Source organism: Bradyrhizobium ivorense (assembly GCF_900696085.1).
GTDB classification, from domain to species: Bacteria; Pseudomonadota; Alphaproteobacteria; order Rhizobiales; family Xanthobacteraceae; genus Bradyrhizobium; species Bradyrhizobium ivorense.
The window spans coordinates 17,334-31,805 of the sequence record NZ_CAADFC020000024.1 but is presented as its reverse complement, the minus strand read 5'-3'; the positions used below and the strand labels follow the sequence as shown (position 1 = coordinate 31,805).

Sequence of the window (14,472 nt, the reverse complement as noted above, 5' to 3'; positions counted from 1 at the left end):
ACCGGGCGATCCAGTATTCCAGAGACACCAGTGAGTGACGGAGAAGCCGCGGCGTACTGGGTCGCCCCGGTCAAGCCGGGGGACGACAAGCGGGGCAAGAGTGCCAGAATCGTAGGGCGAGTTAGCCGAAGGCGTAACCCGCCGGCCTCATATCACGACAATGGCAATGGTGGGTTACGCTTCGCTAACCCACCCTACGCACTGTCCACGGTGAGCGGGACCGCGCCGAGCATCCCGGTCCGGTCATGGCAGCCGAGATACTCGAAGAACTGCTCGTCCGCGGCGGCGACCGTGACCTCGTGATAGAGTCGCAGCTTCGCACTCGGCCCCAGCGTCATCAGATACTTCATCGCCGCGCCGAAGATTTTGACATGGGTCGGATGCGATTCCGCCCAGCGTTCCAGTGCCGCGAGGCTCTTCCACCAGCTCTGCCCGTAGGACTTTTCGGTCGGCCGTCCCGCGCCGTCGACGACCTGCATGTAGCGGTTGGCGTAGCAGCCGATCGCGACGCCGTCGTCGCGCAGAAAGTCCATGCCTTCGCGCAACACCGGCTCGACGTCGTCGAGATACATCTTGCGTTCCGCGGCCTCGGTGTCGCTCCAGTCCTGGCCGGAGCGGATCAGGCAGAGATTGTCATGCGCGACGACGCGGATGCGTGCGCCGTCCCTGACCGCGCGCGGCTCGCCGCGAGGTGCCATCGCATCGGTCTGCGACAGCGGGATGCGGTCGCGCATGCCGCCCCAATAGGCGTGCTCCTGCACCTCGCCGCTCATGGCATCGGCGAGAACCGCGACGCCCTCGGCGCGGTCGGGCGACGAGAACAGCGTCTCGTAGCGCGCAACGTCTGGCCGCAGTACCTCGATGAAGCGGCCGATGCCATCAGCCGGAGTGCCGCCGGTCCACGTCTCGCGCGCCCCGTCGAACCAGGCATCGAACCGCGCGGCATCGTCCCAATAGGAAACCGACACCACGTTGGTGAATCCGGCCTGATCGACATAGTGCGCGCGGTCCCAATGCGAGGGGCCGTTGTCGCCGGCAAAGCGCGCGGCGATCTGCGCCAGCGCCTCGGCGACAGCGGCCGTCGGCTCGCCGTGATACTGCACACCGAAATAGGCCATGATCACGCGCGTCACCGCGGGCTTGTGCCGCGCCACGAAGGATGGATATGGCGGCGCGTAATCGTCGGGCACGCGCCGGTGCCGGGACCGTGCCGTCTGCAGATGTGAGGGAATGGCGGATTCCATGAGACGCCTCCCTCAGCTTGCAGCCGCCTGAATCTCTTCGCCCGGCAGATTGTCGAGCGGCAGCGCAAAATGCTCGACCCGCTTCGACGGCTTCTTGTTCAACAGCAGCCGCGTGACGTCGGGCCGCGAATAATGCCCGGCCGGATCGGCCGCGTTCTTGGCAACGCCGATTGCGCCGAGATCGATATCGGCGAGCAGCAGGCCCTCCTGCTCCGGCGGCAGCTTCTCGGCGATCGCGCTGCCGTCCGGCCCGTAGATCGCGGCATGGCCGCCGCCGACATGCAGCAGCGCGTGCTTGTCGTCGCGGTCGCAGAGCTCATCGACCATCGCCTGCGAGACCGTGGCGCAGGGCGCCAGCACGAAACACGAGCCTTCCACTGCGTAGACCCGCGAGGCCGCATTGTTGACCTCCCAGCCGAGCGCCGGCGCGAACGGATCGTACAGCGAAAAGCTCGGCCAGGCCGCGACATGCACCTGTTCGTTCTGGGCGTACATCGCGTATTTCGACAACGGCTGCAGGTGCTCCCAGCAGCACAGCGCGCCGAGCCGGCCGATGCCGGGGCGGTCGTGCACCGCAAGGTCGCTGCCGTCGCCCTCGCCATAGACGGTGCGCTCGGCATGGGTCGGCCGCAGCTTGCGCCGTTTCGCAATGGTCTCGCCGTCGGGCCCGATCAGCCATTGCGCGAGGTAGAGGCTGCCGCCGTCGCGCTCGGACAGGCCGAGCACGGCGGTCATGCCGGCCTTCTTCACCGCCAGCCGCAGCCGCTCCGCCTCCGGGCTGTCATAGGCCAGCGAATTGTCGAAATAGCGCTGCACAAAACCGCGCCCGATCGCCCAGGCCGGCGAGTCCAGCCAGATATACCAGGGATAGCCGGGGATGAAGGCCTCCGGGAATGCGATCAGTTTTGCGCCCTTGGCGGCGGCCTCCTCGATCAGGGCGATGCATTTGCCGATCGAGGCGTCGAGGTCGAGAAAGGCCGGCGCCGCCTGCACCACCGCAACGCGATATTTCGGATGTTCGATGCCCATGACGTCCTCCCGCCGCGGCATTCCTGCCGGTTCGCACTTGATCGGCCCTGCCGGCCTCTGACATCATGCTGCCCCGGAACCGGGATCGCCGCTCGACCAGGACGGAAGGAAAAGTCGACTGCGGCGGCGATGATCCACGGTACGGAGCTTGCTTTGTTGGTGTGGCCAGCGCTGACCCCGTGAAGGAAGGGAGGAAATCATGCCGGCCCTGTTCACCACGCAAGACGCGCCCACCCACCGGCGCCTCGCGCTCTGGCAGGACATCGTCTGCGATGTCTTCGTGCAGCTCGACTGCAAGTCCGACCTCGGCAGCGCCTTTCACGGCGCGATCACCTCATCGCAGCTCGGCCCGGCGAAATGTTCGACGGTGTCCTCAGGCCAGCAGCGCGTGCTGCGCACGCCGTCGCGGATCGCGCGCGCCAGCGAGGATTTTGTCCTGTTCGCGCTCGGCCGGCACGGCTCAGGTGCCGTGCTGCAGGACGGCCGCGAGACCGTGATCCACCCCGGCGAATTCGCGTTCTACGACACCACCCGGCCCTATGAGCTGCGCTTCAACGCCGACTTCACCCAGACCATCTTCCAGGTGCCCCGCGAGATGCTGCACCGGCGCTTTGCCGGTACGCAGGGCCTCACCGCGACCGTGTTCACGTCAGACAGCCCGGTGCAGCGGCTCGCCTACCAGTTCATCAGCGGGCTTGCCGAGGTCGCCGACAGGCTCGATCCAGACGATGCGATCCGGCTGTCCGACCAGGCGGCCGACCTGCTGGCGATGGCGATGAGCGAGCGGCTCGGCAGCGCCGCGCTGCCGGCCTCGACCCACCGCTCGGCGCTGCTCTACCGGCTGAAGGCGCATGTGCTGGCGCATCTGCAAAACCCCGATCTCGGCCTCACCGAGACCGCCGCCGCGCTCGGCATCTCGCCGCGCTACGCCAGCAGCCTGTTCGCCGACGAAGGCACCTCGTTCCAGCGCTTCGTGCTGGCGCAGCGGCTGGAGCGCTGCAACCGCGACCTCGCCTCGCCGGCCCATGCCCACCGCCATATCAGCGAGATCGCCTTCGCCTGGGGCTTTAACGATCTCTCGCATTTCGGCCGCGTGTTCCGCGAACATTACGGCCTGTCGCCGCGCGACTGGCGGCACAGCCGGCTGCCGAACTGATCTTCCTAGCGCCTTTGCAGCGCAAAAACTGCCGCGGAATCCGGACCATCGCGGCCGCGAACAATTTACGTTAACTGCAACAGATTGCGCCGCCGACCTTCTTTTCGTGCGGTAGGAGGTTACAGTCCGGTCGTTCATTTGGAGGATTTGAGATGCAGGACCGGCGCCAGGGCGTGCGCGACAAGGTGCTCTATGGCGGCGTCGCCGAGATTAACGAACGCGGCTCGACGATGGATTGCGTGGTGCGCAACATCAACGAGCACGGCGCCTGCGTGGAATTCGGCGCGGCGGAGCGCGTGCCTGAGGAGATGAAGCTCACGGTCGCACGCAAGGGCCGGTCGTATCTCGCGCGGCTGATCTGGCGCCAGGCCAACAAGGTCGGGCTCGCCTTCCGCATCATGACCTCCGACACCCCGGTCAGCGACCTCGACGAGCGGCTGCGCCGCAGCGAGATCAAAAAGCGCCAGCTACAGCGGCGAATCCGGGAGCTGCTCGGCCAGGGCTGACGGCTGCCCGCTCGCATCGAACGACGTTCCTGCCCGCTCCATCCCCGTCATTCTGAGGCGCGAGCCTCTTCGGCGAGCCTCGAAGGATGAATCGGCCCGGCTGGTGGCCGTGCATCCTTCGAGGCTCGCCCAGCAGCGCAATCGCGCTGCAAGGCTCGCACCTCAGGATGACGGGACTGACAGCCGCGCGTCCGTGCCCAAGGCAGAATGCGCACGCCTATTCTCCGGTCCTCGCCCGCCCCCGACATCATCCACATCACCCGGCTTGCGGTCGTTCCTGCAATTTCCTAAGCCGGGGACCAATCACGGCTCCAATCACCCTCGCCTTCATCATGTCCCCGCCACCGATCGAGCACGCCGACGGCCTGCCGCAGCCGCAACGCAACTGGGCCATTCTGACCATTGCGCTAGGCCTCGTGATGGCCGTCATCGACGGCTCGATCGCCAACGTCGCGCTGCCGACGATTGCCCGCAGCCTCGACGCCAGTCCGGCGTTTTCGATCTGGATCGTCAATGGCTATCAGCTGGCGATCACCGTCTCGCTGCTGCCGCTGGCCTCGCTCGGCGAGATCATCGGCTATCGCCGGGTCTATCTGGCGGGGCTGCTGCTGTTCACGCTGGCCTCGCTGTTCTGCGCGCTGGCGCATACGCTGCCGCTGCTGACGGTGGCGCGCGTGCTGCAGGGATTTGGCGCCGCCGGAATCTTGAGCGTCAACACCGCGCTGATCCGCTTCATCTATCCGGGTGCCCAGCTCGGCCGCGGCATTGGCATCAACGCGCTGGTGGTCGCGATCTCGGCCGCGGTCGGTCCCACCGTCGCCTCGTTCATCCTGGCGGTCGGGACCTGGCCGTATCTGTTCGCCATCAATGTCCCGCTCGGCATCGTGACGCTGGCGCTGGGCTGGCGCTATCTGCCGCACACCAGGCCCGCCGTTCACGCCTTCGACTGGCGCAGCGCCGGCCTGAGCGCCATCGCATTCGGTTTCGGCATAAGCGCGATCGACAGCGCCGGCCATGGCGAGGCGCTGTATCTGTGCGCGTTCGAGTTTGCCGTGGCCGCGGTCGCATCGCATCTGCTGTACCGCCGGCAGCGGCATTTGCCATCGCCGCTGCTGCCGGTCGACCTGCTCTCGATTCCGATCTTCGCGCTGTCGATCGGCACCTCGATCGCCTCGTTCTGCGGCCAGATGCTGGCCTTTGTCGCGATGCCGTTCTACCTCGAAAACCACTTTGGCTATTCGGCGGTGCAGATCGGCCTCCTGATCACGCCTTGGCCGATCGCGGTGGCGTGCGCGGCGCCGCTGGCGGGCTGGCTGGTCGAGCGCTATCCGGCCGGCCTGCTCGGCGGCATCGGCCTGCTGCTGTTCGCAATGGGATTGGGGACATTGGCGTTGATGCCGGCCGACGCCACGCCGATCGACGTGATCTGGCGCATGGCGCTCGCCGGCGCCGGCTTCGGCCTGTTCCAGACCCCCAACAACCGCACCATGATCGCCGCCGCCCCGCGCGAGCGCTCGGGCGGCGCCAGCGGCATGCTGGGCACCGCCCGCTTGCTCGGACAGACCCTCGGCGCGGCGCTGGTGGCCCTGCTGCTGGCCCGCTATCCGGCGGACGGAACAAGGATCTCGCTGATGGTCGGCGTCGGCTTTGCGCTCATCGGCGCCATGCTCAGCATGCTGCGGCTGTCATCGGCGGGCAGCCGCGGCGCCGAGCAGGTCCGGGTTCATGAGAGCCAGCGGCTGAAGGGCGAGTGAGACCTCGATCCGCATCGCACGGGCCTCCTGCCACAAACAAAAAGGCCGGCTGTTGAGCCGGCCTTTTCACTTGATGGTTCGCTAAACGCCTCAGACCTTGACCAGCGGCCCGCGCGACGGCGGCGCCTTGGTGCCGCCGCCACCGCCTCCGCCCGACTTGGGCGGCTTGCGCTTGCGCGGCGGCAGGCTTTCCTGCTTCGGCGTGACCGGCCCCTCGACGAACTCAAAGCCGATCTTGTCCTTCGCGGTGGCCTCGTCCTTGACCAGGATGACGCGGACGTGGCCGCCACCCTTGAGCTGGCCGAACAGCACCTCGTCCGCCAGCGGCTTCTTGATGTGCTCCTGGATGATGCGCGCCATCGGACGCGCGCCCATCTGCTCGTCATAGCCGTGCTCGATCAGCCAGGCCTTGGCGGGCTCGGACAGCTCGATCGTGACGTCGCGATCGGCGAGTTGCGCCTCGAGCTGCAGCACGAACTTCTCGACGACCATGCCGATGACGTCGGCATTGAGGTGCGCGAATGAGACGATCGCGTCCAGACGGTTGCGGAATTCCGGCGCGAACTGCCGGTTGATCGCCTCGTGATCGTCGCCTTCCCGCTTCGCGCGGGTGAAGCCGAAGGCCTGCCGCGCGAGGTCGGCGGCGCCCGCATTCGTGGTCATGATCAGGATCACGTTGCGGAAGTTGACCTGCTTGCCATTGTGGTCGGTGAGCCGTCCATGATCCATGATCTGCAGCAGCACGTTGTAGAGATCCGGATGCGCCTTCTCGATTTCGTCGAGCAGCACCACGCAATGCGGATGCTGGTCCACGCCATCGGTGAGCAGGCCGCCCTGGTCGAAGCCGACATAGCCGGGAGGCGCGCCGATCAGACGCGACACGGTGTGCCGCTCCATGTATTCGGACATGTCGAAGCGCAACAGCTCGACGCCAAGCGAGGCTGCCAGCTGCTTTGCGACCTCGGTCTTGCCGACGCCGGTGGGGCCCGAGAACAGATACGAGCCGATCGGCTTTTCCGGCTCGCGCAGGCCGGCCCGCGACAACTTGATCGACGCAGCCAGCGCCTCGATTGCCTTGTCCTGACCGAACACCGTGCGCTTCAGCGTCTGCTCGAGATGCTTGAGCACCTCGGCGTCGTCCTTCGACACGCTCTTCGGCGGGATCCGCGCCATGGTCGCGATCGTGGTTTCGATCTCCTTGATGCCGATCGTCTTCTTGCGCTTGTTCTCGGCGACCAGCATCTGCGCCGCACCGGATTCGTCGATCACGTCGATCGCCTTGTCGGGCAGCTTGCGGTCGTGGATGTAGCGCGAGGACAGCTGCACCGCAGCCTCGATCGCCTCATTGGTGTATTTCAGCCGATGATAATCCTCGAAATACGGCTTGAGGCCCTTGAGGATCGCGATAGCATCTTCCACCGTCGGCTCGTTGACGTCGATCTTCTGGAAGCGCCGCACCAGCGCGCGGTCCTTCTCGAAGTGCTGACGGTATTCCTTGTAGGTGGTCGAGCCCATGCAGCGGATCGTGCCCGAAGCCAGCGCCGGCTTCAGCAAATTGGACGCGTCCATCGCACCGCCGGAGGTGGCCCCGGCCCCGATCACGGTGTGGATCTCGTCGATGAACAGGATGGCGTTCGGATGCGCCTCCAGCTCCTTCAGCACCTGCTTCAACCGCTCCTCGAAATCGCCGCGGTAGCGGGTGCCCGCCAGCAGCGTGCCCATGTCGAGCGAGAACACGGTGGCGGCCGCCAGCACTTCCGGCACGTCGCTGTCGACGATGCGCTTGGCGAGGCCTTCGGCGATCGCGGTCTTGCCGACGCCGGCTTCGCCGACGAACAGCGGGTTGTTCTTCTGGCGGCGGCACAGCACCTGGATCGCGCGGTTGATCTCGGCGTTGCGGCCGATCACCGGGTCGATCTTGCCGTCGCGCGCCTTCTTGTTGAGGTTGACGCAATAGGTCTCGAGCGCCTCGCCCTTCTTCTTGGCGTCCTCGTTGCCCTTGGTCTCGGTCTCCTCGTCGACGCCGCGCACCGGCCGCGCCTCGGAGACGCCGGGCCGCTTGGCGATGCCATGGCTGATGTAGTTGACCGCGTCGTAGCGCGTCATGTCCTGCTCCTGCAGGAAATACGCGGCATGGCTCTCGCGCTCGGCGAAGATCGCGATCAGCACGTTGGCGCCGGTCACTTCCTCGCGACCGGACGACTGGACATGGATTACCGCGCGCTGGATCACGCGCTGGAACCCGGCGGTCGGCTTGGCGTCGTCGGCGCCGTCGGTCACCAGGTTTTCGAATTCGGTCTCGAGATAGTTGACGAGGCTGGTTCTCAGCTTGTCGAGATCGACGCTGCAGGCCCGCATCACCGCCGCCGCATCCGAGTCATCGATCAGCGAGAGCAGAAGATGCTCGAGCGTCGCGTATTGATGATGACGCTCGTTTGCGATCGCCAATGCGCGATGCAGGGATTGTTCCAGGCTTTGGGAAAAAGTAGGCATTCGCGTCCTCTATGGCCCCCGGCCATCATGATCGCCATTGCCGGGTCAGGCAACAGCAACGTTCGTGATCCCCTGTGATATAGTTACGATGGATCGTGGCAAAAGCCCGGTCCCGACGCGTTGGTTTTCCTCTAAAATTCCGGCGCCACGGTGTCGTGCAACCACACTCCGTGCTGATACGGAACGCCGCTCGCGATGTCACAAATCACGATGCAAGACCCGTTCCGCCTCCCTGGGCGGCGGATCGACGGTTACCCGCGTCAAGGTAACCCATGAAAGCTACCTGCGAACTATTTCTTTTCCATCACGCATTGCAGCGGATGCTGGTGCTTGCGCGCGAAATCCATCACCTGGGTCACCTTGGTCTCGGCGATCTCGTAGGTGAAGACCCCGCACTCACCGATCCCGTGGTGGTGGACATGGAGCATGATCTTGGTCGCCGCCTCGGCGTCCTTGTTGAAGAATTTCTCCAGCACGTGAACGACGAACTCCATCGGCGTGTAGTCGTCGTTCAGGATCAGGACGCGATACAGGTTCGGGCGCTTGGTCTTCGGCTTGACCTTGGTAATGACGGAGGTCGAGGGACCGCCGGTCCCGCCATTGCGGGGTTCGTCATTGCTCATTCTGGCGGCGGACGCCGCGGGCGGCGCCGACGACGAAGGGACTATGGACGTGGATCGCAACATGGCTCAAGCGTTCGAATTCCAGTGGGAAACCGGATAGCGTATCGGGCGGCTTCGCGATTTGCCGTCAGCCGGCCATCACGGAACTTCCAGCAACGCTTTCCAGATTGCCGCTCCCGGTCCCGACCCAGCGGCTGGGTCGGCTTCCTCAATATGGAGGCGACGGCGGCCCGTCGCAAGCGGGGAAAGCACCCCTCGCCCCGGCTTCCGGCCCGCCGATTCCGTCGCGGCAATCGGCCTAAGGTTAATCATTTCTGGCCGGTTTGACAAAGGAGTCCGGGCGCCGGGTTTAACCCGCGTTGAGGATAATGCCGACATTTGCACGCTTTCCGACACATGCCGGGCGCCGCGGACGGGGTTTCCCCGACCGGATTCATCATCTGTTTAGCCGCTCGCGCCGATATGGCGCACCAGCGAAAAATTTGATGAGAGCACACCAATGCTTGGTTCAGCCATTTTCAGTCGGACACGCCGGGCCGCCCGCCGGTTTTCCGCTGCACGTAACGGAAATGTCGCGGTGATTTTCGCGCTGACCGCCGTGCCGCTGATCAGCTTCATCGGCGTCGCGATCGACTATTCCCGCGCCAACAGCGCCCGCTCCTCGATGCAGGCGGCGCTGGATTCCACCGCGCTGATGGTCGCCAAGGACCTCAGCAGCGGTGTCATCGCCGTCGCGGACATCAACACCAAGGCGCAGGCCTATTTCAACGCGCTCTACACCAACACCGACGCCAAATCGGTCAGCGTCAACGCGGTCTATACCGCCGCCACCGGCCCCAACGCGGCGACGATCAAGGTCAACGGTTCCGGCGCCGTCAACACCGATTTCCTGAAGCTCGCGGGCTACCCGAGCGTCAATTTCGGCACCAGTTCGACCTCGACCTGGGGCATCAACAAGATGCGGGTCGCGATGGCGCTCGACAACACCGGATCGATGGCTTCCGACGGCAAGATCGCCGCGCTGCGGACCGCGGCCTCGAACCTGGTCGATCAGCTCAGCGCGCTCAACAAGAACTCCGGCGACGTCTACATCTCGGTCGTCCCCTTCGCCAAGGACGTCAACGTCGGCGCCAGCAACTACAGTCAGAGCTGGATCGACTGGACCGACTGGGAGAACAGCAGCCCGGGCAACACCTACGGCACCTGCAGCGATTCCAGCTATACGAAAAAGAGCCGCTGCGAAAGCAACGGCAAGACCTGGACGCCCGACCATTCGAAATGGACCGGTTGCGTCACCGACCGTACCCAGCCCTACGACGCCCAGAGCACGACGCCGGTGGCGACCAACGTCGCGACGCTGTTCCCGGCCGAAGAGTACTATTCGAACAGCGAATACTACTGCAAACCGGGCAACAGCCCGTTCCTGCAGCCGATCAAGTCGCTGAGCAATGACTGGACGTCGATCAAGACCATGATCAATGCGATGCAGCCCACCGGCGGCACCAACCAGCCGATCGGACTCGCCTGGGCCTGGCAGTCGCTGCAGACCGGCGCGCCGCTGAACGCGCCGGCCGAGGACTCCAACTACACCTATACGAGGGCCATTATCCTGCTGTCCGACGGCCTCAACACCCAGGACCGCTGGCCGGCCTATGGCGATGGCCAGAACCAGTTCCTCGGCCAGATCGATGCGCGGCAGAAGCTGTTGTGCGACAACATCAAGGCGGTGATCGACCCCAGGACCGGCAAGTCGGCCTATACGATCTACACCATCCAGGTGAATACCGGCTCGCCGGGCGACCCGACCTCGGAAGTGCTGCAATACTGCGCGAGTTCGTCCGACAAGTTCTTCCTGGTCACGGCGTCCAACCAGGTGGCCTCGGTGTTCACCACCATCGGCACCCAGCTGACCCAGCTACGCGTTTCGAAATAAGCCCCGCGGCGCACGAAAAAGCCCGGCCGTCAGGCCGGGCTTTTGTTTTGCGATCGGCGCGCGTGGCGTCGATGATATTTAGTGCGAGGTCGTCGCCGGCACGATCTTGGCGACCAGGCCCTCATAGGGCTTGAAGGTCTGCTTGGCGCAGTCGCTGTAGAGGCCGGCGATCTTCTGCGATTCCGCAACGAAGGTCTCGTAGGCGGTGCGCAGGTACTCGGTCTGCGCCTCGACCGCCTTGTCCAGCGACTTCACGCCCGACAGCTTCTCGACGAACGACTTGGTGTCCTCGTAGGACTTCTTGGCGTAGTCGCCATAGGCGGCGGCAATCGCCTGAACGCCGCTCTGCAGGTTGCTGGTAGACGCCGCAACCGATTCCAGATGCTCTTTGCCGTAGTTCTGAATGTCTTCGATCTTGACCATGTTTAGGGGTTCCTTGTTCCCAGACTCGAAAATGCAACTCCCATTGCCGGGAAGCTCCCGGCCCCCCAAACACGATTAAGATATCGCATCGCACAATGAGGTCAAGAAATATTGTGCGACGCACAATCTGTTGGCCGAATCCTTCGCGTTTGCGATAAACCCCGGAGGACTACGCAACGGTTGCTTAATCTTTTGGAAACTCGGCCCGCCTAACCTGATTCCCGGACTTTGTTCGCCTTCCGACGGGCAGCCATGAAAAGCTGTTTGTGAACAACACCTTAGCTAGAACAGCGACCTGCGCTGCCACCGGGGCCAAAGGTTCTGCCCAAGAGTGGATTGTTGCGCAGGCAAGGATCGGCGGCCGCCGGGCACAATTTCGCCTCACGGACCGGTGATCTAGATAGAAATTGGGACGGGGAAGTAGATGCTTCGTACAACCTTGGCTTCCTCGCGGGCGCTGCGAGTTGGCGTTCTGGGGCTCGTGACCATCACGACGGCGATCCTGATCACCAGCGACAGCGCCGAGGCGCGCCGCCGGCACCGCCACTATGCCCGGCACCATCACACCCAGGTCGCGCGCGAAACCGAGAACCCGCGGTTCGCCTCGATCATCGTCGACGGCAATTCCGGCTCGGTGCTGACGGCGACAAGCCCGGACGGCCTGCGCCACCCCGCCTCCCTGACCAAGATCATGACGCTCTATCTGCTGTTCGAGCGTCTCGACTCCGGCAAGATGAAGCTCGACACCGAGATGCCGGTGTCCGAGCACGCCTCCGATCAGGATCCGACCAAGCTCGGCCTGCGGCCCGGCCAGACCATCCGAGTCGAGGACGCCATCAAGGGCCTCGTCACCCGCTCGGCCAACGACGCCGCGGTCGTGATCGCCGAGGCGATCGGCGGCAGCGAGGACGACTTCGCCCGCATGATGACCCGCAAGGCGCGCGCGCTCGGCATGAGCCGGACGGTCTATCGCAACGCCTCCGGCCTGCCGAACGACGAGCAGATCACGACGGCGCGCGACCAGTCGGTGCTCGGCCGCGCGATCCAAGATCGCTTCCCGCGCTATTATCGCTACTTCTCGACCACGGCGTTCAATTTCCGCGGCCGCACCATCACCGGTCACAATCGCCTGCTCGGCAGCGTCGAGGGCGTCGACGGCATCAAGACCGGCTACACCCGCGCCTCCGGCTTCAACCTCGTGACCTCGATGCACCGGGGCAATCGCTTCCTGGTCGGCGTGGTGCTGGGCGGCCGCAGCGGCGGCTCCCGCGACGCCATCATGCGCAACCTGCTCGCCGAGAACGTCGGCAAGGGCGCGACCACCCGCACCGTCGCCGCGATCACCGAGCGCAATCCGGCCGACGCCAAGATCGAGGTCGCCGATGACGATACCCCGCGCGCGGCCGAGAGCGTGACCGCGGCTTCCGAGCCTGCAGCGGCCGCCGCGGTGCAACCGCAGCGCCCGGCCAAGCCGTCGCTGATGGCCGCCGCGGCCGCAGCCCTGCCGCCGCTCCCTGCCAAGCCCGAGCCGCAGGCCAAATTCGAAGCCAAGTTCGAAGCCAAGTCCGAAGCCAAGCCCGAGCCGGCGCCGCTGACCTCAGGCGTGATCCAGACCCAGCCGATTGCCGCGATCCCGGGTTCGGCCGAACCGATGAAGCCGGTGAAGGTGAAGACGGTGCAGGTCAAGGCCGGCCAGATCAAGCTCGCCGCCGCCGGCCCGGCACAGTCGGCGCCGCCGGTCACCAGCACGGTTCAGGCGCGCGCCGAAGTCGCTGAAACCTCGACCGCGGTGATGGCGCGGGCCGCCGAGACCTCACGGCCCGAGATGCCGCCGCAGCCGGCGAATTTCGGCACCGGCAACGGCATCCTCGGCGTGCTGCCGGCCTCGCACGTGCAGGCGCCTGCACCGGCCGCGCCGCAGACCATGGCCGCGATCGAACCCGCCCGCAGCCAGCCCGCCCCGCAGAACAGCGCGGTCAAGCCTGTTGCGGCCGTCGCGCATACCGGCTGGATCATCCAGGTCGGCGCGCTGGAGTCCGAGAGCGAAGCCAAGCAGCGCATCGACCTCGCCCGCAATTCGGCCCGCGGCATGCTCAGCAAGGCCGATCCGTTCACCGAGGTGGTCGCCAAGGACAATCGCAAGCTCTATCGGGCCCGCTTCGCCGGCCTCGAGCGCGACCAGGCCGAAGCGGTGTGCCGGACGCTGAAGCGCGCCGATATCTCCTGCATCACCGTTCGCAACTGATCGATCACATCGTCTGAAGTTCGCAAGGACACTCACAAGGCCGGCGCCGCAAGCGCCGGCCTTGTTGCTTTTGGCGCACAGTCGAGACGGCTGATCGCGCCGGCGGCTCGGGAAAATTCTCGCGAAAACTTCTCGTCAAGAATTTACGGTTAAGTTTTCACCAAAGAAGGAACGGTCGCGCAAAGCGGCACGGGGCATCAATCAGATCGACGGAAGCAGCACTCGGCTTGTGGCGTCAGTTGCGTTGCCGGAGTTAGAGATGCGTGCGAAGCAGAGTATCCTTGGCCTCGTTGACACGGGCAGCGAGATACGTCGAGCCCCCCTGGTCGGGATGCAGTTTCTTCATCAGGGTGCGGTGGGCCCGGCTGATGTCGTCGCGCGTCGCGCCCGGCTGCAGGCCAAGGATCTGGTAGGCCTCCTCCTCGGTCATTTTGCCGGTCGCCGCCGTGCGGCCGTGCCCCCCTGCCCGGTGGCCCTGAGCGTCCTGACGCCAGGCGGGAAACCGGCGGTCCAGATAGCTTTCAAGTAGCGCGACGCTCTCGGCGTCGAAGCTCGGCACCATCGCCAGCAGCTCCGACAGCTCGAACTCGTCGAGCATGCGGCCGGCATGCGGCCCCTCGACGATCCGGCCCTTCAGCACGCCGCTGTTATGGTCGAGCGTCATGTCGAGATATTGCGATCGCACCCGCGAGCTTTGCCCCGCGGTCTGGCCGCCGCCGAACCTGCCGCCGAAACCGGGAAACCCGGTGTTGCCGAACGGCGACCAGCCGAGCAGTCCGGCGCCGAAGATGCCGAGCGGAATCGCGACCGCCAGTTCGCCCCTGACGCCGGTGAACGCCGCCACCGCGAGCGCCAGCACGCCGCCCCCGATCTTGATCGCGCGCGCAAGCACAGCTGGATTGGCCGCGCGAAACATCTGCAGCGCGGAATAGAGCACGACAACGGCGATAATGCCGGCGATCAAAGTAGGCATGCGCGGAATATAGGCGGCCCGCCGACAAAAAGCATGCGAAGCTTCGCCTCACCCGGGACGTTGCAGCGCGGCCGCTTCGGCGATCTTCCTGGA

The 14,472-nt window shown here is 65.3% G+C and carries 11 protein-coding genes; 5 read left to right on the top strand and 6 right to left on the bottom strand.

Annotated features, from left to right (window positions below):
* Positions 1–194: 194 nt before the first annotated feature.
* Together CI41S_RS29850 and CI41S_RS29845 are read right to left on the bottom strand one after the other, a co-directional pair.
* On the bottom strand, positions 195–1,244 hold the full coding sequence (locus CI41S_RS29850; protein WP_139862787.1) for a phenylacetaldoxime dehydratase family protein: 1,050 nt from the start codon (positions 1,242–1,244) through the stop codon (positions 195–197).
* A 12-nt stretch (positions 1,245–1,256) separates the two neighbouring features.
* Complete coding sequence (locus CI41S_RS29845; protein WP_139862786.1) at positions 1,257–2,273, bottom strand: carbon-nitrogen hydrolase family protein; 1,017 nt, start codon at positions 2,271–2,273, stop codon at positions 1,257–1,259.
* Positions 2,274–2,472: 199 nt separating this feature from the next.
* On the opposite strand from CI41S_RS29845, the gene CI41S_RS29840 reads away from it, so the two are divergent.
* The 3 genes from CI41S_RS29840 (at position 2,473) to CI41S_RS29830 (ending at position 5,689) form a co-directional block, all read left to right on the top strand.
* Positions 2,473–3,429, top strand: a complete 957-nt coding sequence (locus CI41S_RS29840) for an AraC-like ligand-binding domain-containing protein (RefSeq protein WP_139862785.1) — start codon at positions 2,473–2,475, stop codon at positions 3,427–3,429.
* Between the two features lie 152 nt (positions 3,430–3,581).
* A complete protein-coding gene (locus tag CI41S_RS29835) occupies positions 3,582–3,935 on the top strand; it encodes a PilZ domain-containing protein (RefSeq protein ID WP_139484184.1) in 354 nt (117 codons plus the stop codon).
* Positions 3,936–4,267: 332 nt separating this feature from the next.
* The gene (locus CI41S_RS29830; RefSeq protein WP_139862784.1) at positions 4,268–5,689 is read left to right on the top strand and encodes an MFS transporter; all 1,422 of its coding nucleotides are present in this window, start codon (positions 4,268–4,270) and stop codon (positions 5,687–5,689) included.
* Between the two features lie 90 nt (positions 5,690–5,779).
* Here the strand turns inward: CI41S_RS29830 and clpA are convergent, their stop codons facing one another.
* Together clpA and clpS are read right to left on the bottom strand one after the other, a co-directional pair.
* Complete coding sequence (clpA, locus tag CI41S_RS29825) at positions 5,780–8,182, bottom strand: ATP-dependent Clp protease ATP-binding subunit ClpA (RefSeq protein ID WP_139862783.1); 2,403 nt, start codon at positions 8,180–8,182, stop codon at positions 5,780–5,782.
* Positions 8,183–8,472: 290 nt separating this feature from the next.
* Positions 8,473–8,805 carry an ATP-dependent Clp protease adapter ClpS gene (gene clpS / locus CI41S_RS29820; RefSeq protein ID WP_172626966.1) on the bottom strand — a complete coding sequence of 111 codons (333 nt, stop codon included), beginning with the start codon at positions 8,803–8,805 and terminating at the stop codon, positions 8,473–8,475.
* Between the two features lie 577 nt (positions 8,806–9,382).
* On the opposite strand from clpS, the gene CI41S_RS29815 reads away from it, so the two are divergent.
* Positions 9,383–10,738, top strand: coding sequence for a TadE/TadG family type IV pilus assembly protein (locus CI41S_RS29815; protein ID WP_347339275.1), 1,356 nt, complete (start codon positions 9,383–9,385; stop codon positions 10,736–10,738).
* Positions 10,739–10,816: 78 nt separating this feature from the next.
* On the opposite strand, the gene CI41S_RS29810 is transcribed toward CI41S_RS29815, so the two are convergent.
* Positions 10,817–11,161 carry a phasin family protein gene (locus CI41S_RS29810; RefSeq protein ID WP_139862781.1) on the bottom strand — a complete coding sequence of 115 codons (345 nt, stop codon included), beginning with the start codon at positions 11,159–11,161 and terminating at the stop codon, positions 10,817–10,819.
* Between the two features lie 424 nt (positions 11,162–11,585).
* Here CI41S_RS29810 and CI41S_RS29805 point away from each other — a divergent pair, with 424 nt between their 5' ends.
* On the top strand, positions 11,586–13,406 hold the full coding sequence (locus CI41S_RS29805) for a serine hydrolase (protein ID WP_139862780.1): 1,821 nt from the start codon (positions 11,586–11,588) through the stop codon (positions 13,404–13,406).
* 253 nt (positions 13,407–13,659) lie between these two features.
* On the opposite strand, the gene CI41S_RS29800 is transcribed toward CI41S_RS29805, so the two are convergent.
* A complete protein-coding gene (locus CI41S_RS29800) occupies positions 13,660–14,379 on the bottom strand; it encodes a DnaJ domain-containing protein (protein WP_139862779.1) in 720 nt (239 codons plus the stop codon).
* Between the last annotated feature and the right edge of the window lie 93 nt (positions 14,380–14,472).